This window comes from Micromonospora sp. NPDC049240, from assembly GCF_040647835.1.
In the GTDB taxonomy this organism is placed as follows: Bacteria; Actinomycetota; Actinomycetes; order Mycobacteriales; family Micromonosporaceae; genus Micromonospora.
This window is the reverse complement of record NZ_JBEZCX010000018.1, coordinates 81131-100142: the sequence shown is the minus strand read 5'-3', so window position 1 is coordinate 100142 and position 19012 is coordinate 81131. Positions and strand designations below refer to the sequence as shown.

Genomic DNA, 19012 nt, shown 5'->3' with positions numbered 1-19012 from the left:
CGAATTACGCCGTCGGCAACTATGCCTTGTCTGACCGGATCATCTCTACCCAGGGCCGGCGTCGGGCCGCCTTCTGCCGGGTCGTATCGTCCCGTCGTGTCCTCTCCGCACGCTTATTCCGACTCGGTGCTCACCGCTCTGGCGGCACTGGACGAGGGGCGTACGCCCGAACGGCCGGTGCTCCGGGAAGCGGTCCGGATGCTCTTGACCGCCCTCACGGAGCGCGCTCCCGGCCGATCGGTGGAGGTGCGCGTCCCACCCTACGGCGCGGTGCAGTGCGTGGCCGGGCCGCGACACACCCGCGGCACCCCGCCGAACGTGGTGGAGATGGACCCGGGCACCTGGCTGTCGATCGCCACCGGCCGGCTCGGCTGGGCGGAGGCGGTCACCGAGGGTCGCGTCCGGGTCTCCGGCAACCGCGCCGACCTCTCCGCGTACCTCCCGATTTAACCGCCCGGCGTCGGCGTTCCGAGCCACGCTCAGCGGACACTTCGTGACTGTCGGTGGCGACGCGGGTTCGCGTACACTGGTGGCCGACGACGGTCCCGGCCCACGGTGCGGAGCTGCCCACAGAATCCGCCAGGCCAGTCCAGACCCCCCAGCACGAGGGAGCGGCAGGTGCCCCGAGGCGATGGCCGGCTGAGCCACGACCTTGACCCCCAGCGACCCGGTCCCCAGGACGCGTGCGGCGTCTTCGGTGTCTGGGCGCCCGGCGAGGAAGTCGCGAACCTTACCTATTTCGGGCTCTACGCCCTCCAGCACCGCGGCCAGGAGGCCGCGGGCATCGCGGTCAGCGACGGCTCCGGCGTGGTGGTCTACAAGGATCTCGGCCTGGTCGCCCAGGTGTTCGACGAGCCGACGCTGGCCAGCCTGCGCGGGCACGTCGCGATCGGGCACGCGCGCTACTCGACCACGGGCGGCTCGACCTGGGAGAACGCCCAGCCGACGATCCGGGCCACCAGCGCCGGCACCACGATCGCGCTGGCCCACAACGGCAACCTGGTCAACACCGCCGAGTTGCAGCGCGAGGTGTCCGCCCGCGGTCTGGACTCCGACGGGTCGAGCAACGACACGTCGCTCGTCACCATGCTGCTGGCCAGCCGGCCCGACCTCTCGGTCGAGGCGGCCGCGCTGGAGGTGCTGCCGCAGTTGCGCGGCGCGTTCAGCTTCGTCTTCATGGACGAGTCGACGCTCTACGCGGCGCGTGACCCGCACGGCGTGCGCCCGCTGGTGCTCGGCCGGCTGGAGCGCGGCTGGGTGGTGGCGAGCGAGACCGCCGCGCTGGACATCGTCGGCGCGAGCGTGGTCCGCGAGGTGGAGCCGGGCGAGCTGATCGCCGTCGACGAGGACGGGCTGCGCTCCAGCCGGTTCGCCGCGCCGGAGCCCAAGGGCTGCCTCTTCGAGTACGTCTACATCGCCCGGCCGGACGCCACCATCGCCGGCCGGAACGTGCACGCGGCGCGGGTGCAGATCGGCCGCCAGCTCGCCAAGGAGCACCCGGTCGAGGCGGATCTGGTGATCCCGGTGCCGGAGTCCGGCACCCCGGCGGCCATCGGCTACGCCGAGGAGTCCGGCATCACCTACGGCCAGGGCCTGATGAAGAACCCGTACGTCGGGCGCACGTTCATCCAGCCCTCGCAGACGCTGCGCGCGCTCGGCGTGCGGCTCAAGCTGAACCCGCTGCGGCAGAACGTCCGCGGCAAGCGGCTGGTGGTGGTGGACGACTCGATCGTCCGGGGCACCACCCAGCGGGCCATCGTCCGGCTGCTGCGCGAGGCGGGCGCGCTGGAGGTGCACGTGCGGATCTCCTCGCCGCCGGTCAGCTGGCCCTGCTTCTACGGCATCGACTTCGCCACCCGGGCCGAACTGCTGGCCAACGGGTTGGACAACGATGGCATCCGGCGGTCGATCGGCGCCGACACGCTGGGTTACGTCTCGCTGCCCGGTCTCATCGCGGCGACCGAGCAGCCGAAGACCCGACTCTGCCGGGCGTGCTTCGATGGGGAGTACCCGATCGAACTGCCGGCCGGGAACCTGATCGGCAAGCACGTGCTCGAGGGAGTGGGCCGCCGGGTCGTCGCCGAGGCGGCGGCCGAGCCCACCGGCCCGCTCGTCGCCACACCGACCCATCACCCGTAGCACCACCGACGCGGGTCCGGCGTTCCGGCCCCGCGGAACCACAAAGGGGAGAACCGTGACGCACGTGTCCGAGCGCAGCGGCGCAGGATCCAGCCCGACGGGCGCCGGCGGCGACCGCCAGCCCTGGTCGGCGGGGTCCGGGCGCACGCAGCGCAAACGCTCGGTCTCGTACGCCGACGCCGGGGTGTCGATCGAGGCGGGCGACCGCGCGGTCGAGCTGCTCAAGTCCAAGGTCCGGGAGACCCGGCGCCCGGAGGTCATGGGTGACCTGGGCGGCTTCGCCGGCCTGTTCCGGCTGGACACGAAGAAGTACAAGAGCCCGATCCTGGCCTCCTCCACCGACGGGGTGGGCACCAAGCTGGTGATCGCCCAGCAGCTCGACATCCACGACACGGTCGGCATCGACCTGGTCGCCATGGTCGTCGACGACCTGGTCGCCTGCGGCGCCGAGCCGCTGTTCCTGCTCGACTACATCGCCACCGGCGAGGTCGTCCCGGACCGGGTCGCCGAGATCGGCGCCGGCATCGCCGACGGCTGCCGGTACGCCGGCTGTGCGCTGCTGGGCGGCGAGACCGCCGAGCACCCCGGCGTGCTGCGCCCCGACGAGTACGACATCTCGGCCACCGGTGTCGGCGTGGTGGAGGAGAGCGAGATCCTCCGCCCGGAGCGGGTCGAGGTGGGCGACGTGGTGATCGCCATGCGTTCCTCGGGCCTGCACTCCAACGGCTACTCGCTGGTCCGGCACGTGCTGCTGGGCGCCGGCCGGATGCGGCTGGACGTGGTGATCGAGGACTTCGGCCGCCAGCGCACGCTGGGCGAGGAGCTGCTCACCCCGACCAAGATCTACGCGCAGGACTGCCTCAAGCTGATCGCCGAGGCCGAGGTGCGGGCGCTGGCACACGTGACCGGCGGCGGCATCCCGGGCAACCTGGTCCGGGTGCTGCCGGAGCACGTCGACGCGGTGGTCAACCGGTCGACCTGGAAGCCGCAGCCGATCTTCGACCTGATCCAGTCCAAGGGCCGGATCGAGGACCCGGAGATGGAGTCGACGTTCAACATGGGCGTCGGCATGTTCGCCATCGTCGCCGCCGAGGACGCCGACCGGGCGCTGGCCACCCTGACCGGTCGCGGTGTCGACGCGTGGCAGGCCGGCGAGATCATCGAGGGCTCCGGCAACGTGCAGATGGTCGGGCAGCACACCCGGGGCTGATCGCGCTGGTCACCTTGCGCTGATCAGCCGGGCACCTGATCGGGGGTTCACCCGAGCGGCCGCCTCCGCCTAGCCTGAAGGTTCGCTTTTTCGGCGCGCGGGGGAGGTTCGATGGCTGCACGCACGCCCGGAGGGATGCGCGGCATCGCCGCCGTCCCCTCGTACGTGGTGATGCAGCCGACCACGTTGTGCAACCTCGACTGCGCCTACTGCTACCTGCCGCTGCGCGCGGCGGACCGGCGGATGTCGGTGGCGGTGGCCGAGGCGGTGGCGGCGTCGGTGAACCGGTGGGCGGCCCAGGGGCGGTGCTCGGTGGTCTGGCACGGCGGGGAGCCGCTCGCGGCCGGCCGGGAGCACCTGGCCGCGCTGCTGGCCCCGTTCGGGGCGGAGGTCGAGCACCACGTGCAGACCAACGCCACGCTGATCGACGACGCCTGGTGCGCGTTCTTCGCCGAGCACCGGGTGCGGGTGAGCGTGAGCGTGGACGGCCCGCGGGCGCGCAACGCCGAGCGGGTGACCCGGGGCGGCCGGCCGGCGTACGACCGGATCGTGGCCGGGGTGGCGGCGTTGCGCCGGCACGGGCTGCCGTTCTCGGCCCTGGCGGTGGTCTCCCGGCCGGAGCCGGGCCTAGCGGCCGAGCTGTACGCCTACTTCCTCGACCTGGGCTGCGAGGTGTTGGGCGTGAACATCGAGGAGACCGAGGGGGTCAACACCCGGTCGAACGCCCGGGACGGCGCCTCGGTCACCGGGTTCTGGGCCGAGCTGGTCGCCGCCTGGCGTCGGGATCCCCGGATCCACCTGCGCGAGGTGGAGTGGTCGCTGCGGTACGCCGGCGCGGTGCTGGCCGGTGCCGCGGACGATCTGCTGCCCCGTCGGCTCGACCCGATCCCGACGGTCGGCCACGACGGCTCGGTGGTGGTGCTCTCGCCGGAGCTGGCCGGCTTCACCGATCCGAGGTACGGCGACTTCGGCAGCGGGAACGTGCTGGCCACCCCGCTGGGCGAGATCCTCGCCGGCGCGGGGCGGACGCCCTGGGTCGGCGAGTTCCTCACCGGCGTGGAGGCGTGCCGGGCGTCCTGTCCGTACTTCGGCTTCTGCGGCGGGGGCCACGCCGCCAACCGCTACTTCGAGCAGGGGCGGTTCGACGGTACGGAGACCGAGCACTGCCGTAACAGCAAGATCCGCCTACTGGAGGGAGTGTTGGAGCATGCCCGAGATCACCAGTGACACCGACCGGGAAACGGTCGCCGGCCGGGTGCGGGACGCCGCAGCGGGGCTGACCGCGCTGCTCCACGAGGCGGAGGCGGCGCGCCTGCTGCGGGCGGAGGCGCCGGGCGACGGCGGCACCGCGGTGTGCGCGTGGAACCACTTCGAGAACATTCCGACGTTCTACAACTGGAACAACCGCCCGCGCTGAGTGCCGGGTCCGCGATCAAGGACCTGCCGGCGCAGCCGGGGAGGCGTCCCGGTGCGGCAGGTCCCTGATCGTCGGTGCTCCGTCGGCTCCGGCTGAGCACATGCGTGAGCACGCGGGGGCTACCGCGTGCTCAGATGTGACCGGAGGTCAGCGGGTCGGACGGGCCCAGGGGTCCGGATCGTCGTCCGCATGGTCCTCGTCATCGTCGTCGACATACTCTTTGTAGTCGTCGTCGAAGTTGTGCTCAGACTTACCACTACCCGCCAGTTCACGCTGCAAGGCGGTTAGGTCGGTGTTCGGGGAGTGGTACTTCAACTCCCGGGCCACCTTCGTCTGCTTGGCCTTAGCACGGCCGCGCCCCATGGCTCGACCCCCTCGCACAGAATGCGGGGCAGCCCGAAGGCGGGCCCCGATGACGTCAGGCATCTCTCGTGGCTCTTACGGTACATGGGGATGCCACCGTTCGGCACCTCGGGTCACCGTCGACCGGCCCAGCGCGTCGCAGTGTTCCGGCCGTCACACAGTGTACCCGGTAAGGAGTGGACGCCGGGGCTGGCCGTGACAGCGGATGAACTGCTACGTAAACACCAAAAACAGCTTAACGCCCAACTCGGGCCCGGGTGCGGCCCGGGGGTGGACCGACGCCCGCCCCCGGGCACCGGTTCAGCGCAGGTGGATGGTGCGCAGGCGGCCGACCTCGGCCATCCGCCGCTCGGCGAGCCGGTCCGCGGCCACCGCCGGCGGAACGCCCTCGTCGTCGGCGAGCCGCAGGATCTCCCGGGTGGTGTCGAAGATCCGGGTGGCACGCAGCTTGGCCCGCTCGAAGTTGAAGCCCTCGATCTCGTCGGCGACCTGGATCACGCCGCCGGCGTTGACCACGTAGTCCGGCGTGTAGAGGATGCCCCGGTCGGCGAGCACCTTCTCGATGCCCGGGTGGGCGAGCTGGTTGTTCGCCGCGCCGCTGACCACCTTGGCCCGCAGCACCGACACGGTCTCGTCGTTCAGCGCGCCACCCAGCGCGCACGGGGCGTACACGTCGATGTCGGACGCGACCAGCTCGGCGGTGTCGTCGACCAGGGTGACCTGCGGGTGGGTGGTGCGCACCCACTCCCGGGCGCGCGGGTTGACGTCGGTCGCCACGACCTCCGCACCGTCGGACAGCAGGTGCGCGGTCAGGTACTTGCCGACCTTGCCCAGACCGGCCACGCCGACCCGGCGGCCGGCCAGCGTCGGGCTGCCCCAGACGTGCTCGGCGGCGGCCCGCATGCCCTGGTAGACGCCCCAGGCGGTGAGGACGGAGGAGTCCCCCGCGCCGCCGTGCGCCACGCTGCGGCCGGTGACGTAGCGGGTCTCCCGGGCGATCATGTCCATGTCGCTGACGTCGGTGCCGACGTCGCACGCGGTGTAGTACCGGCCGTTGAGCGACTCCACGAAGCGGCCGTACGCGCGCAGCAGCGCCTCGCTCTTGAGCTGCTCCGGGTCGCCCCAGATGACCGCCTTGCCGCCGCCCAGGTCCAGGTTCGCCAGGGCGCTCTTGTACGCCATGCCCCGCGACAGGTCGAGCACGTCGGCGAGGGCGTCGGCCTCACTGGCGTACGGGTAGAACCGGGTCCCACCGAGGGCGGGGCCCAGCGCGGTGGAGTAGATCCCGATGATCGCCTTCAGGCCGGACTGCTTGTCCTGGCAGAACACGACCTGCTCGTGACCTGAGGATGACGGGTCGTCGGTGCTGGCGAATACGCCCATGGCTGACTCCTGTGTCGGTGTGCGCCCTTGTGGGGCGCGGAACCTGAGGTGGCACGCCGGCGGGATGGTGCCGGTGCCGTTGAGCCTAATATCGGCCGGAACCGTGCTGTCGCGCACGTCACGCCGCCGGTGTGACGGCGGCGACGGACGGCCCTGTCTCGTGGGAGGATCGCGCCGTGCCGTCGCTCTTCGCTTCATACCTGCGCGTGTACGAGCCGCTTACCGCATTCGACCGGGACCGGCAGTCGTACTGGCGCCGGTACGTCAGCGAGGGCCGGGCGATCGCCCCGCTGGACGGGCCGGGCCGGCAGCGCACCTCGGTGATCGAGGCGCTCGGCGCGGGCTGGACCCGGCTGCCTGACCTGCCCGACGAGGCGTACGTGCTGGAATCCGACGACGCGCTGCTGGTCTGCCCCTGGAATTTGCGTATCCGGGTCGCCGAGGCGGCGTTGAGCGCCCGCGACGGGGTGCCGTCGGTGCTCGCCGACGCGTTCGTGCCGCCGGTCCTGGCCGGTCAGGCCAAGGCGGTGGTGGAGGACTGGCGCAGCGGGGCGCGCGTGCTGGAGCACGGGGTGCCCCGGGTCCACGAGCAGGTCGCCACGTGGGGCGTGCCGCTGCGCTGGTTCGTGCTGTTCGAGGCCGGTGAGCGGCACCTGGTCACCGAGCCGGAACGACGCGCGTTGCGCTACCGCACGGAGATCTCCAAGGCGCGCCGCCGCTCGTCCCGGGCGCTGTCCGTGCTGCGCAAGTCGGTCGGCGAGGCGCCGATCACCGAGGCGGTCGAGGAGGCCGCCCGCTGGCTGGAGGAGTTCCATCCGCGTTCGGTGGTGGAGCTGGACTACGGCGGCCTGGTGCAGTTGCTGCCGGACGAGACGCTGGCGGCCGACGACTCGACCGAGCTGGTCGCGGCGGGCCTCGCCGGGTTGTCCCGGGGCGAGGCCGAGGAGGCCTCAGCGGCGTACGACAGGTTGGTCGCCCGCTGGCGTGCGGTGCAGCTCCTGGAGCGCTGCAACTGACACCCGGTTTGTCCCCTTCGCTGGTGGGCACTGTGAGAGTGTCTCGTAATTGACGCATCACGAACCGTGATCATGAGTCCTATTAAGGTACTTTCTGCAGTGTAAAAGTCGTAAAAATCGGGCATGGTTCATCCGTCCGTCTAGGGACCTTCAGCCGTTCGGCCCATGTCGGACATCGGGGACTAGCCGGACCATGGGAGACGCGTCGGCCGGCGGGACCCCGGCCGATGTCTATACATGTGGAGGAGTGACCCCGATGGCATCGCGAACGCACGAACCCGAGCCGCTACTCACACCGGCCGAGGTGGCGTCGATGTTCCGTGTCGACCCGAAGACGGTGACCCGGTGGGCCAAGGCTGGCAAGCTCAGCGCCATCCGGACCCTGGGCGGCCACCGCCGTTACCGCGAGTCGGAGGTTCGGGCCCTGCTGCAGGGGCAGATCCCCCAGCAGCGTCAGGGGGACTGACGACCCGGACGATCTCTCAGGCGTTCCGATCAGGGGCGGTGGGACGTCGCGACAGCGACGATCCACCGCCCTCAGTCGTGTCCGGAGGTCGGCGCGTCCAGCATGATCCGCAGCCCCACCGTGCCGCCCTCGCCCCGACGCAACCGGCTGCCCAGCAGGCTCAACCGGCCGATCAGCCGGTACTTGCGCTTGAGCAGCCCACGGACCCGACGCGTACTCTCCGGGTCGTCGATCGTCGCGTGCCCCGGCACCGCCTCGCCGTGCGGCCGGCCTCGCACGTCGCACGGCGCCACCGTGACCCGGCCGTCCCGCCGGATCCGTTTCACCTTGCCGGAGTCGGACACCGTCCACACCGCCAACGCGTCGCCGTCGCGCACGGCCCACACCGGCGTCGGCACCGCCCGGCCGTCCTTGCGGAACGTGGTGAGCAGGACGTACTTCTCCGCCGCCAGGCGGTCCAGGTCGGTCACGCCGCCCAGGATACGGCTGCGACGGCGGAACCGAGCCCGGATAGCGTGCACCCATGACCGGGGACCCCACGATCGGCGACGTGTTCGGCGAGATGATCCGCGACGCGTACGCGGTGGCTACCGGCGTCGGCCCCCGGCCGATGGCCGGTGGGCGGTTGCCCCGGCCGGTCATCGAGATCATCGAACGGGACGACGGGCTGGTCAACGGCGCGCCCGCCGGGCACTACCTGGACCCGCCGCAGCAGTGGCAGCCGCACGACCACCGGGCGGTCGACCGGGTGCACGGGCACGTGCTCGACGTCGGCGTCGGCGCCGGCCGGATCGCGCTGCACCTCCAGGAGCGCGGCGTGCCGGTCACCGGACTGGACACCTCGCTCGGCGCGTTGCGCGTCAGCCGCCACCGGGGCGTCCGCGAGCTGGTGCACGGCACCGTCGACGAGCACGTCGCGGACGGCCGGCGCTACGACACGTTCCTGCTGCTCGGCAACAACCTCGGCCTGTTCGAGGGGCGCGAGCGCGCACCCGCGCTGCTGGCCGCGCTCGCCGCGCTGGCCCGTCCGGGCGCGCGGGTGATCGCGCACGGCACCGACCCGTACGGCACCACCGATCCGGTGCACACCGGCTACCACGAGGCGAACCGGCGGCGCGGCCGGCTCGGCGGGCAGCTCCGGCTGCGGCTGCGCTACCGGCTGCTCGGCACCGAATGGTTCGACTACCTGGTGTGTTCGCCCGACGAGTTCGCCGAGCTGGTCCACGGCTCCCCGTGGCGACTGACCGACGTGGACGACACCGACCGTCCGTACTACCTCGCCACGCTGGCGCTGCGCCGTTGAGGAGGGGCCCCTTCTATCGCCCACGCGATAAGAAGGGGCCCCTCCTTGTATCTCAGACCTGGACGGTGGGGGTGGTCTCCTCCGGGGGGAGGCCGCCGTCGCCGTCGACCACCTCGTCCGGCGTGCCGTCCTCGTCGATGTCGACCATGGTGATGTCCACCTTGCCGTCGCCGTCGGTGTCGAACTGGAACAGGTCGGCCTTGCCGTCGCCGTCGGTGTCCACCACCCACACGTCGGTCTTGCCGTCGTTGTTGGTGTCCGCACGAAGCAGGTCCACCCGCTCGTCACCGCGCGTCTCGACCGTCTCGGTGCGCTCCGCGCTCTCCGGTGCCTGGCTCATCTCGTTCCTTCCTTCGGCGTTGACGCCGGTCTTTACCCCATCCGGCCGGCCCCCACGCATGCCCGACGGGCCCGTCCTGCATAGGGTCGCATCCAGGGACGAGCGAGCGGCCGGCCCGGCGCGGCGGAGACCCCGCGCGCCACCGCCGCGGCGAGGGGACACGATGAGTGGTCGTTTTGTGGTCGTCGGGGCCGGCACCATGGGCCTCGGCATCGCGTACGTGGCGGCCGGCGCCGGGTACGCGGTCGAACTGGTCGAGGTGGGCCCCGACCGGGGGGCCGACGCGGTCCGGCGGCTCGGCGAGCTGTGGGACCGCGCCGTGCAGCGGGGCAAGCTGACCGCCGAGGCGGCCACCGCCAACCGGGTCCGGGTGACACTGCGGGCCGGGCTGGCCGAGGTGGCCGAGGGACCGGACGTGATCGTGGAGGCGGTCCCGGAGCGGCTCGACCTCAAGCGGGCCGTGCTCCGCCAGGCCGAGGGTCGCCGGCCGGCGCTGCTGGGCAGCAACACCTCCAGCATCCCGATCGCCGAGCTGGCCGACGGGCTGGACCGCCCGGCGGACTTCCTCGGGCTGCACTTCTTCAACCCGGTCTGGGCGATGGCGTTGCTGGAGGTCGTGGTCGGCGCGGCCACCGCGCCGGAGACCACCCGGGCGGCGGTCGCGCTCGCCGGCCGGCTGGGCAAGGACCCCGTCGTGGTACGCGACATGCCCGGCTTCGCCACCTCCCGGCTCGGCGTCACGCTCGGTCTGGAGGCGATCCGGATGGTGGCCGACGGGGTGGCCGCCCCGGCCGACATCGACAAGGCGATGGTGCTCGGCTACCGGCACCCGGTCGGCCCGCTGGAGCTGACCGACCTGGTCGGGCTGGACGTCCGACTCGACATCGCGCGGACGCTCCAGGCCGCGTACGGGGACCGGTTCGCGCCGCCGCCGCTGCTGGTGGAGATGGTCGCCGCCGGGAAGCTGGGCAAGAAGTCCGGTCAGGGCTTCTACACCTGGGAAGGCGGCGTCAAACAGTGAGCGGGCTGCGGATCGAGGAACTGCCGGACCGGCTCGTGGTCACGCTGGACCGGCCGGAGAAACGCAACGCGATCGACGCCGACCTGGTCGGCGAGCTGCACACGGTCTGCGCCGAGTTGGAGGCGCGTCCCCGGCTGATGCTGCTCACCGGCGGGGCGGCGGGCATCTTCGCCGGCGGCGCGGACATCGGGCAGCTCCGTGAACGCGGCCGGCTGGACGCGCTGGCCGCCATCAACCAGGGTGTCTTCGCGCGCGTCCGGGCGCTGCCGATGCCCACCGTGGCGGCCGTCGACGGCCCGGCGCTGGGCGGCGGCGCCGAGCTGGCGTACGCCTGCGATCTTCGGGTGTGCACGGGCCGGGCGGTCTTCGGCCAGCCCGAGGTGCGGCTGGGCATCCTGGCCGGCGCCGGCGCGACCTACCGGCTGCCGGCGTTGATCGGCGAGGCCCGGGCCAAGGAGCTGCTCTTCACCGGCCGTCGGGTGGACGCCGACGAGGCGCTGCGGATCGGCCTGGTGAACCGGGTGGTGGACGACCCGGCGGACCTGCTGCCCACCGCGCACGGCCTGCTCGACGAGATGGCCAAGGGCTCGGCGTTGGCGCTGCGGCTGACCAAGCTGGCGGTGGACGCGCCGTCGGCCGCGCACCCGCAGCTCGACCTGCTGAGCCAGGCGGTGCTCTTCGAGGACGAGGAGAAGCACCGGCGGATGACCGAGTTCCTGGAGCGGCGCCGGGCGCGCTGAACCGCGAACGCCGAGGGCCGCGCCGGGAGTCCCGGCGCGGCCCTCGATGCTCGTCGGGCTCAGTTCCGGATCTGCACCCCGGCGTCGGCCAGCGCGGTGATCGCGGCCGCCGACTCGCCGAATCCGATCACCAGCACGGCCTCCGGGCCGAAGCTCTTGATGTCCCCGGCGATGCCGGTGAAGTCGACGGGCGTCTTCGGGTCGTCCGGCGGCGTGTAGGTCAGCAGCTTGACCCGGTCCGCCCCGACCCCGGCCTTCTCCAGCTCGGCCCGGACGTTCTCCTGGAGGCCCTCGCCGTAGGAGTCCTTACGGGCCAGCAGCACGATCTTGCGAGGGCCGTCCCGCAGCATCACGTCGGCGAGCGCGCGGCCCTGGAGGCTGTCCGGCGGGGCGGTGCGGAAGTAGAGCCCCTTGTCGTCCACGGTGCTCAGCCCCGCGTCCGTGTTCGACGGCGAGAAGAGGATCCGCCCGGCGGCCACCACGTCCGGCAGCACCGCCCGGGAGATGCCGGACGCGCCGGCGCCGATGATCACCGGGATGCCCTGGGCGACGTGCGTGGCAACGGTCGCCTTCGCCACCGCCGGGTTGGTGCCGTCGTCGCCCTCGACGAACTTCACCGGCTCGCCGAGCACCCCGCCGCCGGCGTTGATCTCGTTGACCGCGAGCGTGACCGCGGCGGCCATCGGCGGGTACGCCAACGCCAGGTCACCGGTCTTCGGCAGCAGGCCGCCGAGCACCAGCGGCGCGTCCTTCGCCTTGCCGCCCCGGGGCTTACGGCCGCGCGGCGGCGTCTTGCTGCTCGCCCCGGACTCCTCGCCGGCGCCGACGAACTCGGTCTTCGCGTCGTCGAGCTGCTGGTTGTCGAAGTGCAGCGTGCCGTAGCTCGCGGTGGCCGGCTCGCCGTTGTCGGTGAAGCCGGCCCGGGTCAGCGACACCCCCCGGTACTCCAGATCCTGGCCGGCGCGGGCGAGCTGGAGGCAGGTCGCCACCTCGTCGCAGCGCTGGCCGCCGGTGGTCACGCCGACGATCTGCTTGGCGATCTCGGCCGGCGCGGTGGTGCCGGCGAGCTGGGCCGCCAGCGCGCTGATCACCACGGCGTCGTACGACTCGGCGGAGTAGAGATAGTCCGTCAGCTTCGGATTGACGTTGCGTAGTCGCTCCTTGAAGCTCTCCGGCAGCGGCGTGAGCGGGGTGGTGCCCTTCATGCCGTTGAGGAGATTCGCCCGGTCCTTGAGTTCCGCGGCGAAGGAGTTCTGCATGTTGCCGTCGGTGCCGTAGAGGCGGACCTGGGTGGTGCCCGCGTCTTTCGGCTCGTCACTCCCGCAGGCGCTGGTAGCGAGCAGGAGCGCCGCGCAGGCCATGGACAGGGCCGCGCGCGACGTGCGATTTCCAAGCATGGTCGTCCTTCCTCCGGCGAAGGTCCGCTGCGCACATTAGCGTGCCGGCGCGGCACGCGGGACTGTGGACCGGGCTCCGTCGGCACCCCGACTGCGGGTATCACTCTCGGTGATCGACATGCTGGTTCCGGGTCACCGCTTGACCCCCGAGGTTACTGTTCCGCAGGTGACCGATGACGCACAGCAGACGCTGGACGACGCCACCGCCGTGCTCCGTTCGGCGTTGGCCGGCGACGGCGCCGGTGTGGTCGGTGCCTTCGACGCGGTGGTGGACCGTTCCGGGCTGGCCGGTGCGTACGGGGTGGCCTGGTGCCTGGCCGCCACCATGCTCGGCGACGACGCCCCGGCGGGCGCCGCCGCGCTCGACTTCCCCGACATCGACCAGGCCGACTACGACACCCGCTGGGTGGCCCGGTTCGTCAGCGCGTACGCCAACGACGACGCCGACACCGGCGAGGCGCTGTTCGGTGCGGCAGCCGCCGACGGGTTGCTGCCCGACTGCCTGCTCACGCTCGCCGGCTCGACCATCGCCACGCTGCGCAGCCGGGAGGACTGACCAGCCGTCGCCTCGTTGTGGTAACCCTGACTGATGTCCGAGGCGATGCTCAGCAAGGTGCGCAAGCTGCTCGCCCAGGCCGAGGACCCGGCCTGCACGCCCGCCGAGGCGGCCACGTTCACGGCCAAGGCCACCGAGCTGATCGCCCGGTACGGCGTCGACCGGGCGCTGCTCGCCGCCCGGGACCCGGCCGTCGACCCGGTCGGTGACCGGACGGTCGAGGTGGTCGCCCCGTACGCCCGGGACAAGGCCGGCCTGCTCGCCGCCGTCGCCGACCCGCTGCGCTGCCGCTGCGTCCGCCGCCGCCACGGCAACGGCTTCGTCATGCACCTGTTCGGCTTCGCCAGCGACCTGGAACGGGTCGAGCTGCTCTTCACCTCGCTGCTGGTCCAGGCGGCGCACGGGCTGGCCGGGGCCGCCGTGCCGGTCGGGGAGCACCCGGCCGCGTTCCGGCGCACCTGGCTGGCCGGCTTCGCCCAGGTGATCGCCGAGCGGCTCCGCGCGGCCGAGGCCGGCGCCGCCGCCGAGGCCGGCGTGCCGTCGGTGGCGCTGGTGCTCGCCGACCGCTCCGACCGCGTCCAGCGCCGGGTCGCCGAGACGTACCCGCGACTGCGTACCGCCCCGCGCCGCCGGCTCGCCGGGGGTGGCTTCGGCTCGGGCGCCGCCGCGGGCCGCCGGGCCGACCTGGGCGACACCGGACTGACCGGCAGCGGCGCGAGCCGGGGCATCGCCGGCTGAGTCGCGCGGTCGCGTGGCGGTCGGTCAGTCGGTGGTCCGGGTGACCGTCGCCAGGTAGCGGCAGAGCAGCTCGTGCCAGCCGGCGGTGAGCGCCTCGCGGTAGCCCTCGGCGGCCGAGCCGTGCCGGTCGAAGTAACGGTGCTCGACGTCCACCCGGGTCGAGTCGGGGCCCTCCGGGTGGAAGAGCACCTCCACCTCGCTGGCCCGGGCCGGGTCCGGCACCGGCACCCGGTCCGGCCCGATCTGCCAGGTGAAGACCAGCCGGCGGGGCGGATCCCAGGTCAGCACGCGGCCCCAGTCGTTGCGGAAGCCGTACGGGCCGATCTCGTAGAGCATGCCGCCGGCCCTCGGCTCGACCCCGAGCCCGGCCAGCGCCTCCGGCCCGGACCAGGTGTATTCGCGCACCCACCAGTCGGCCAGCGCGCCGGTGAAGACGGCGTACGCCCGCTCGCCGGATGCCGGGACGAGGATGCTGCTGCGGAGGTAGAAGCGGTCGGATTCCTGCCGGACCTCATCCGGATCGGCCATCTCCTGTCCCATAAGCCCGGACCATACCGGCTGATGTCTCGCTGTGCAGCTTTGCTTTCGGCTGCTTCCGGACAGCGGGAACGCGGGTTCCCGACCGTGAACCGCCCGGCGGATGTCGTATCCGAAAGCGGGTAACCGCCGCTGGCCCGGACCGACCCATGGGGGAGCGGAGCATGAGCGACAGCGGAGCCACCGAACGGGCCCGGGAGCCGACCGTCTCCCGGGCTGCGGCCGAGCCGGAGCCGGACGTCCTGCTCGACGTGCCGGAGTTGTCGGTCGACGAGATCCGGCTCGCGGTCGACGGGCTCGACGCGGACCTCTCGCTGCGGGCCCGGCTGGCCAACCTGCTCCAACTCGACGCGGGCGTGCGGGTGCACCTGGAGGGCGTCGAGTTGGACGTCACCGGGGTCCGGGCCGAGGCCCTGCTCAAGGTACGGCTGGAGAAGCTGGTGCAGATCCTGGACCGGGCGCTGACGACGATCGACCGCAACCCGCAACTGATCGACGCGCTGGCCCGTTCCGTCGGAGTGACGGTCGACGACGTGCACCGTGCGGCCGGCCGGGTCGCCGTGCCGGTCGTGGAGGAGGTGGCCGAGCCCGGTGAGGTGCTCGACCGGGCCGGACGGCAGGTGGCCCAGGCCGGCGAGGTGGTCGACCGGGCCGGCCAGATCGAGCGGAGGACTCCCTCCGGGGCGGGTGCGCGGGCACCGTCCGGGGGCGGGCCGGAGGCGGGATTCTCAGCCCCGGCAGCGGAATGGCCGGCCGGCAGTGCTCGGCCGGCCAAGACCGGGTCGGTGCGCGAGCCCGCGTCGGAGGCGGAAGGTGAGGCCGCCCCCTCGGGGGCCGAAGCCGGCGTCGCCTCCCCCCATGACGCGGGGTCCAGCGGTGACGCCGGGCCGGGGACCGGACCGCCGTCCGCCGCCCGTGCCTCGCGGGCCGACGGCGAGGCCGGGTCGGGCGGGCCGAGCGGGGCGGGCGGGTCGGGCGGCGAGGCTGGGCCCGGCGGGTCGGGCGGGGCGGCCGGGCCCGGCGGGTCGGGCGGCGAGACCGGGTCGGGCGGGTCGGGCCAACCGCCCGGTGCCGGGGCAGCCCAGTTGGCCGGGCAGGCCGGGCAGACGTTGCGGCAGGCCGGCCGGAGTGTCTGGGAGGCGATCCAGGGCGGCATGGGCCAGCACCGCCCGAGACGGTGAACGCGCGCTCAGCCCGGCCGTCCCCGAAGCGCCGCCTGCGGCGCGGGCTGCGCTAGATCTTGGAAGGAAATGGCCCTCGGAGGGGCCCGGAGCTTCCAAGATCTCCTACGGAACCCGCGAGTCGTGCGACGGGATCGGTGTGTTTACAGCGAAACGCCGACCGGCGTTTCCGCTGGTCGGCGCTCCTGTAGCCCGGCGAAAGGCTATGTGGCCAGGGGCGGGGTCGAACCGCCGACCTTCCGATTTTCAGTCGGACGCTCGTACCAACTGAGCTACCTGGCCGTGGTGCTCGGCACATGCTACCGCACAGCCGATACGCAGAACGCCGCGCATGAGGTGCGCGGCGTCAGCGCTTGCGGTCCTGACGGGACTTGAACCCGCGACCTCCGCCTTGACAGGGCGGCGAGCACTCCAACTGCTCCACAGGACCTTGCTGATGTTGCATCCGGCGCGAGCCGGACCGTGCCCCCAACGGGATTCGAACCCGTGCTACCGCCTTGAAAGGGCGACGTCCTGGGCCGCTAGACGATGAGGGCGGCCCCGCCATCATTGCACACTCGCAACTTCAAGCGGACTTGCTCCCATCCGGCCCCGCCGGAGGCAGGAGAAGCATATGCCATCCCTCCTCGGACGACCAAACCGGTATGGCCGCCCGCACACTGCCGAGCGAAGCCGCAGCTCAGTGGCGGTGTCACCGGAGCCGGACGATGCCGTACCGCCGCTTGAGATCGGGAATCAGGCGCCGGCACGCGGCCATGGTCTGGGTTCGGTCGCCGCCCGCGTCGTGCATCAGCACGACCGACCCGTGATGGGCGGCCGACTCCACCCGCGCGATGATCTTCTTCGCCGGCGGGTGGTCCCAGTCCTGCGGGTCGACGCTCCAGTGCAGCGGACGCAGGCCCAGTTGCCGGGCGACGGTGAGTTCCTCGGCGGTCCACCGGCCGCCCGGCTGGCGGAACCAGGTGATCGGCGCATCGGGCGCGGCGGCGCGGATGGCCCGGTTCGTCCGTTCCAGGTCGGCCCGGATCTCGGCCGCCGGCCGCCGGCCGAGGTCCACGTCGTGCCGCCAACTGTGGTTGCAGAGCTGGTGCCCCTCGCGGACGATCTGGGCCACCAGGTGCGGGTAGCGCTTGGCCTGCTTACCGACCAGACAGAACGTGGCGGTGACGTGGGCCGCCCGGAGCTGGGCCAGGATCTGCGGCGTGTAGCGGGGATCCGGCCCGTCGTCGAACGTGAGCGCCACCCCAGGGCTGCCGCTGCGCCGGTGCAGCCCGGCCGGGAGCTTCTTGGGCAGCGGACGCAGCGTCGGCTTCGGCTTCGGGGTGGTGCGGCTCGGCTGGGGCTTCGGACTGGGTGTCGGCGTCGGCGTCGGCGGCGGCGCGGCCGGGACGGACGGCTGGGCGGTGACCCGTTGGGGGGTCTTGCCCGGGCCGCCGCAGCCGGTGACGAGGAGTACCAGGCCGAGGGCGAACGCCAACAGGGTGCGTCGAGGCATCTGTCGCTCCCGGAGGGGGTCGGGTCAGACGGACTTTCCGACCGTAGTGGACGCCACCCCCGGAGCGGGAGTGGGGCCTCAGCCCGCCGTCGACTGATCCAGCGAATCCCGTACGGCCACGGCCAGCGAGAGCGCCTCGGCCAGGTCGACCGGGCGGACCACTCCGGCCGGTAGCGAGTCGGCCCGCCAGCCCGGCCCGGCGGCCAGCACCAGCAGCGGCCGGCGCGGGGCGGCCAGCAGCGCGATGAGCTGGTGCGGATCGGCGGTGGCGCGGATGTGCGACCAGACCACCACGGCCGCCGGCCCGGTCCGGTTGACGGCCTCGACCAGGGCGGGCGTCGGCACCCGGGCCCCGAGCATGCGATAGCTCACACCGATCTCGGCCAGCGCGGCGGCCAGCGCCTCCAGGGGTAGCGAGTGCTGCTCCTCGTCCGCGCAGGAGAGCAGGATCCGAGGCGTTCCGACGGCCGGGTGCGCGCGCGCCACCGACGCGAACGCCTCGGAGACGCACCGGGACACCAGGTGCTCCACCTCGATCAGACCGGCGGTGGCGGCGTGCCGCTCCCCGATGCCGGCGAGCACCGGCCGGAGCAGCCCCTCCCAGGTCGCCACCACGCCGTCCGCGGCGAGCGAGTCCGCGATGGTGCGGCCGATCGCCACCGAGTCCAGCCGCATGGCGGCCCGGGCCAGGCCACGGGCGACCGGGCCGGCCCGCCCGACCGGGATGGTGGCCCCGCCGCCGTCCCGGGCGGTGCTGACGCCGGCCTTCAGGCCGGCCCGTTCCGGCGGCGGCACGGCCGGCGCCTGCCGGGCCCAGCGGGCCGCCTCGGCGGGCGAGACCCCCTCCACGGTGAGCCGCCGCATGATCTCCAGCCGGGCGAGGTCGGCGGGCGTGTAGCGCCGGTGGTGGCCGGGCACGTGCTCACTGGGCCCGAGACCGTACCGCTGGTGCCAGGTGCGCAGCGTGGTGACCGCCACGCCCAACCGGCGCGCGACGGCCCCCGCGCTCAGCGCCTCATCGGCCACCCGACCGCTCCGGTGCCTCGGCGGCGGGCACGCCCGACCGGGATGATTCGGCGGGCCCGCCCGACCGGGCCGGATCGGCGGGATGCAGGAGCCGGTTCACCACGCCGCCCAGCCAGGGCGCGTACGCCCGGGGGTCGGCGTCGAGGTCGGCGATCACCGCGCCCGGATCCACCCAACGCAACTCGGCCACCTCGTCCGGGTCGGGCCGGGTGGGCAGGTCGGCGGGCACGTCGGCGCGCAGCACGTGGTCGTACTCGAACTCGACCCGGCCGGTGGCCGGATCCTCGGCGTAGTAGAGGTACGTCCCCACCTCGGTCAGGCTGACCGGATCGACGCCCAGTTCCTCACCGAGCCGGCGGTTGGCGGCGTCGGCCAGCGACTGGCCGGGCAGCGGGTGCCCGCAGCAGGAGTTCGCCCAGCGCAGCGGGAACCGGGTCTTGACCGCGGCCCGCCGCTGGAGCAGGACCCGGCCGGCGGGGTCGACGAGCAGCACCGAGAAGGCCCGGTGCAGCCGGCCGGGCGGCTGGTGGGCGGTGGCCACGGTGGTCTCGCCGATCACCCGGCCACCGTCGTCGACCAGCTCGACCAGGTGCTTCTCCCGCCCGGTCATCGGGCCCGCCTTTCGTTCGCGACTGCGGGGTTCCGCTTCGCTACGCTCCTCGCGCTCACCGGGCCCGCCTTTCG

General features: G+C 73.0%; 22 protein-coding genes and 3 tRNA genes. 13 read left to right on the top strand and 12 right to left on the bottom strand.

What is annotated here, in order from left to right; translation table 11 throughout:
- Nucleotides 1-126 precede the first annotated feature (126 nt).
- The 5 genes from AB0B02_RS25365 (at nt 127) to amcA (ending at nt 4766) form a co-directional block, all read left to right on the top strand.
- Complete coding sequence (locus AB0B02_RS25365) at nt 127-450, top strand: sterol carrier family protein (RefSeq protein ID WP_281933558.1); 324 nt, start codon at nt 127-129, stop codon at nt 448-450.
- 168 nt (nt 451-618) lie between these two features.
- On the top strand, nt 619-2139 hold the full coding sequence (gene purF / locus AB0B02_RS25360; protein WP_281933556.1) for an amidophosphoribosyltransferase: 1521 nt from the start codon (nt 619-621) through the stop codon (nt 2137-2139).
- A gap of 55 nt (nt 2140-2194) precedes the next feature.
- Nucleotides 2195-3349, top strand: coding sequence for a phosphoribosylformylglycinamidine cyclo-ligase (gene purM, locus AB0B02_RS25355; protein WP_281933554.1), 1155 nt, complete (start codon nt 2195-2197; stop codon nt 3347-3349).
- 135 nt (nt 3350-3484) lie between these two features.
- On the top strand, nt 3485-4576 hold the full coding sequence (amcB, locus tag AB0B02_RS25350) for a cyclophane-forming radical SAM peptide maturase AmcB (RefSeq protein ID WP_308447805.1): 1092 nt from the start codon (nt 3485-3487) through the stop codon (nt 4574-4576).
- Nucleotides 4557-4766, top strand: a complete 210-nt coding sequence (gene amcA / locus AB0B02_RS25345) for a multiple cyclophane-containing RiPP AmcA (RefSeq protein WP_281933550.1) — start codon at nt 4557-4559, stop codon at nt 4764-4766. The genes amcB and amcA overlap by 20 nt, the downstream gene beginning before the upstream one ends.
- 147 nt (nt 4767-4913) lie before the next feature.
- Here the strand turns inward: amcA and AB0B02_RS25340 are convergent, their stop codons facing one another.
- Both AB0B02_RS25340 and AB0B02_RS25335 read right to left on the bottom strand, forming a co-directional pair.
- The gene (locus AB0B02_RS25340; RefSeq protein ID WP_107157984.1) at nt 4914-5129 is read right to left on the bottom strand and encodes a DUF3073 domain-containing protein; all 216 of its coding nucleotides are present in this window, start codon (nt 5127-5129) and stop codon (nt 4914-4916) included.
- A 300-nt stretch (nt 5130-5429) separates the two neighbouring features.
- On the bottom strand, nt 5430-6512 hold the full coding sequence (locus AB0B02_RS25335) for a Glu/Leu/Phe/Val dehydrogenase dimerization domain-containing protein (protein ID WP_281933548.1): 1083 nt from the start codon (nt 6510-6512) through the stop codon (nt 5430-5432).
- 176 nt (nt 6513-6688) lie between these two features.
- Between AB0B02_RS25335 and AB0B02_RS25330 the strand changes: the two genes are divergently transcribed.
- On the top strand, nt 6689-7528 hold the full coding sequence (locus AB0B02_RS25330) for a hypothetical protein (RefSeq protein ID WP_281933546.1): 840 nt from the start codon (nt 6689-6691) through the stop codon (nt 7526-7528).
- A gap of 256 nt (nt 7529-7784) precedes the next feature.
- Nucleotides 7785-7994, top strand: a complete 210-nt coding sequence (locus tag AB0B02_RS25325) for a BldC family transcriptional regulator (protein WP_007073996.1) — start codon at nt 7785-7787, stop codon at nt 7992-7994.
- Between the two features lie 71 nt (nt 7995-8065).
- Here the strand turns inward: AB0B02_RS25325 and AB0B02_RS25320 are convergent, their stop codons facing one another.
- A complete protein-coding gene (locus AB0B02_RS25320; protein WP_281933544.1) occupies nt 8066-8464 on the bottom strand; it encodes a PPOX class F420-dependent oxidoreductase in 399 nt (132 codons plus the stop codon).
- A gap of 53 nt (nt 8465-8517) precedes the next feature.
- Here AB0B02_RS25320 and AB0B02_RS25315 point away from each other — a divergent pair, with 53 nt between their 5' ends.
- Entirely contained in the window at nt 8518-9297 is a 780-nt protein-coding gene (locus AB0B02_RS25315; RefSeq protein WP_281933542.1) for a class I SAM-dependent methyltransferase, read from the top strand.
- A gap of 52 nt (nt 9298-9349) precedes the next feature.
- Here the strand turns inward: AB0B02_RS25315 and AB0B02_RS25310 are convergent, their stop codons facing one another.
- The gene (locus AB0B02_RS25310; protein ID WP_107157979.1) at nt 9350-9637 is read right to left on the bottom strand and encodes a hypothetical protein; all 288 of its coding nucleotides are present in this window, start codon (nt 9635-9637) and stop codon (nt 9350-9352) included.
- Nucleotides 9638-9800: 163 nt separating this feature from the next.
- Between AB0B02_RS25310 and AB0B02_RS25305 the strand changes: the two genes are divergently transcribed.
- Nucleotides 9801-10658 (top strand): 3-hydroxyacyl-CoA dehydrogenase family protein, encoded by an 858-nt coding sequence (locus AB0B02_RS25305; protein ID WP_357304177.1) that lies wholly within the window; start codon nt 9801-9803, stop codon nt 10656-10658.
- Complete coding sequence (locus AB0B02_RS25300) at nt 10655-11398, top strand: enoyl-CoA hydratase/isomerase family protein (RefSeq protein ID WP_357304174.1); 744 nt, start codon at nt 10655-10657, stop codon at nt 11396-11398. Before AB0B02_RS25305 ends, AB0B02_RS25300 begins: the two co-directional genes overlap by 4 nt.
- Before the next feature lie 59 nt (nt 11399-11457).
- Here the strand turns inward: AB0B02_RS25300 and AB0B02_RS25295 are convergent, their stop codons facing one another.
- Complete coding sequence (locus AB0B02_RS25295; RefSeq protein ID WP_281933536.1) at nt 11458-12795, bottom strand: ABC transporter substrate-binding protein; 1338 nt, start codon at nt 12793-12795, stop codon at nt 11458-11460.
- 166 nt (nt 12796-12961) lie between these two features.
- Between AB0B02_RS25295 and AB0B02_RS25290 the strand changes: the two genes are divergently transcribed.
- A complete protein-coding gene (locus AB0B02_RS25290) occupies nt 12962-13351 on the top strand; it encodes a hypothetical protein (RefSeq protein WP_107157975.1) in 390 nt (129 codons plus the stop codon).
- A gap of 33 nt (nt 13352-13384) precedes the next feature.
- Nucleotides 13385-14089, top strand: a complete 705-nt coding sequence (locus AB0B02_RS25285) for a DUF2786 domain-containing protein (protein ID WP_357304170.1) — start codon at nt 13385-13387, stop codon at nt 14087-14089.
- A gap of 24 nt (nt 14090-14113) precedes the next feature.
- Here the strand turns inward: AB0B02_RS25285 and AB0B02_RS25280 are convergent, their stop codons facing one another.
- A complete protein-coding gene (locus tag AB0B02_RS25280; RefSeq protein WP_281933532.1) occupies nt 14114-14629 on the bottom strand; it encodes an SRPBCC family protein in 516 nt (171 codons plus the stop codon).
- A 161-nt stretch (nt 14630-14790) separates the two neighbouring features.
- On the opposite strand from AB0B02_RS25280, the gene AB0B02_RS25275 reads away from it, so the two are divergent.
- Entirely contained in the window at nt 14791-15807 is a 1017-nt protein-coding gene (locus AB0B02_RS25275) for a hypothetical protein (protein ID WP_357304166.1), read from the top strand.
- Between the two features lie 208 nt (nt 15808-16015).
- On the opposite strand, the gene AB0B02_RS25270 is transcribed toward AB0B02_RS25275, so the two are convergent.
- The 6 genes from AB0B02_RS25270 to idi form a co-directional block, all read right to left on the bottom strand.
- Nucleotides 16016-16089, bottom strand: a tRNA-Phe gene (locus AB0B02_RS25270).
- A 74-nt stretch (nt 16090-16163) separates the two neighbouring features.
- Nucleotides 16164-16237: transfer RNA gene (locus tag AB0B02_RS25265), tRNA-Asp, on the bottom strand.
- Between the two features lie 33 nt (nt 16238-16270).
- A tRNA-Glu gene (locus tag AB0B02_RS25260) sits at nt 16271-16343 on the bottom strand.
- A gap of 155 nt (nt 16344-16498) precedes the next feature.
- Nucleotides 16499-17302 (bottom strand): polysaccharide deacetylase family protein, encoded by an 804-nt coding sequence (locus AB0B02_RS25255; protein WP_281933528.1) that lies wholly within the window; start codon nt 17300-17302, stop codon nt 16499-16501.
- 78 nt (nt 17303-17380) lie between these two features.
- Nucleotides 17381-18328: a MerR family transcriptional regulator gene (locus AB0B02_RS25250; RefSeq protein WP_281933526.1), complete on the bottom strand. Its 948-nt coding sequence runs from the start codon at nt 18326-18328 to the stop codon at nt 17381-17383.
- Nucleotides 18318-18938 (bottom strand): isopentenyl-diphosphate Delta-isomerase, encoded by a 621-nt coding sequence (idi, locus tag AB0B02_RS25245; protein WP_281933523.1) that lies wholly within the window; start codon nt 18936-18938, stop codon nt 18318-18320. The genes AB0B02_RS25250 and idi overlap by 11 nt, the downstream gene beginning before the upstream one ends.
- Between the last annotated feature and the right edge of the window lie 74 nt (nt 18939-19012).

Coding starts and splice junctions, on each gene's coding strand:
- AB0B02_RS25275 (WP_357304166.1), top strand. CDS start 14,791: ATGAGCGACAGCGGAGCCACCGAACGGGCCCGGGAGCCGACCGTCTCC.
- AB0B02_RS25315 (WP_281933542.1), top strand. CDS start 8,518: ATGACCGGGGACCCCACGATCGGCGACGTGTTCGGCGAGATGATCCGC.
- AB0B02_RS25325 (WP_007073996.1), top strand. CDS start 7,785: ATGGCATCGCGAACGCACGAACCCGAGCCGCTACTCACACCGGCCGAG.
- AB0B02_RS25340 (WP_107157984.1), bottom strand. CDS start 5,129: ATGGGGCGCGGCCGTGCTAAGGCCAAGCAGACGAAGGTGGCCCGGGAG.
- AB0B02_RS25285 (WP_357304170.1), top strand. CDS start 13,385: ATGTCCGAGGCGATGCTCAGCAAGGTGCGCAAGCTGCTCGCCCAGGCC.
- AB0B02_RS25280 (WP_281933532.1), bottom strand. CDS start 14,629: ATGGGACAGGAGATGGCCGATCCGGATGAGGTCCGGCAGGAATCCGAC.
- amcB (WP_308447805.1), top strand. CDS start 3,485: ATGCGCGGCATCGCCGCCGTCCCCTCGTACGTGGTGATGCAGCCGACC.
- AB0B02_RS25305 (WP_357304177.1), top strand. CDS start 9,801: ATGAGTGGTCGTTTTGTGGTCGTCGGGGCCGGCACCATGGGCCTCGGC.
- AB0B02_RS25310 (WP_107157979.1), bottom strand. CDS start 9,637: ATGAGCCAGGCACCGGAGAGCGCGGAGCGCACCGAGACGGTCGAGACG.
- idi (WP_281933523.1), bottom strand. CDS start 18,938: ATGACCGGGCGGGAGAAGCACCTGGTCGAGCTGGTCGACGACGGTGGC.
- AB0B02_RS25335 (WP_281933548.1), bottom strand. CDS start 6,512: ATGGGCGTATTCGCCAGCACCGACGACCCGTCATCCTCAGGTCACGAG.
- amcA (WP_281933550.1), top strand. CDS start 4,557: ATGCCCGAGATCACCAGTGACACCGACCGGGAAACGGTCGCCGGCCGG.
- AB0B02_RS25255 (WP_281933528.1), bottom strand. CDS start 17,302: ATGCCTCGACGCACCCTGTTGGCGTTCGCCCTCGGCCTGGTACTCCTC.
- AB0B02_RS25295 (WP_281933536.1), bottom strand. CDS start 12,795: ATGCTTGGAAATCGCACGTCGCGCGCGGCCCTGTCCATGGCCTGCGCG.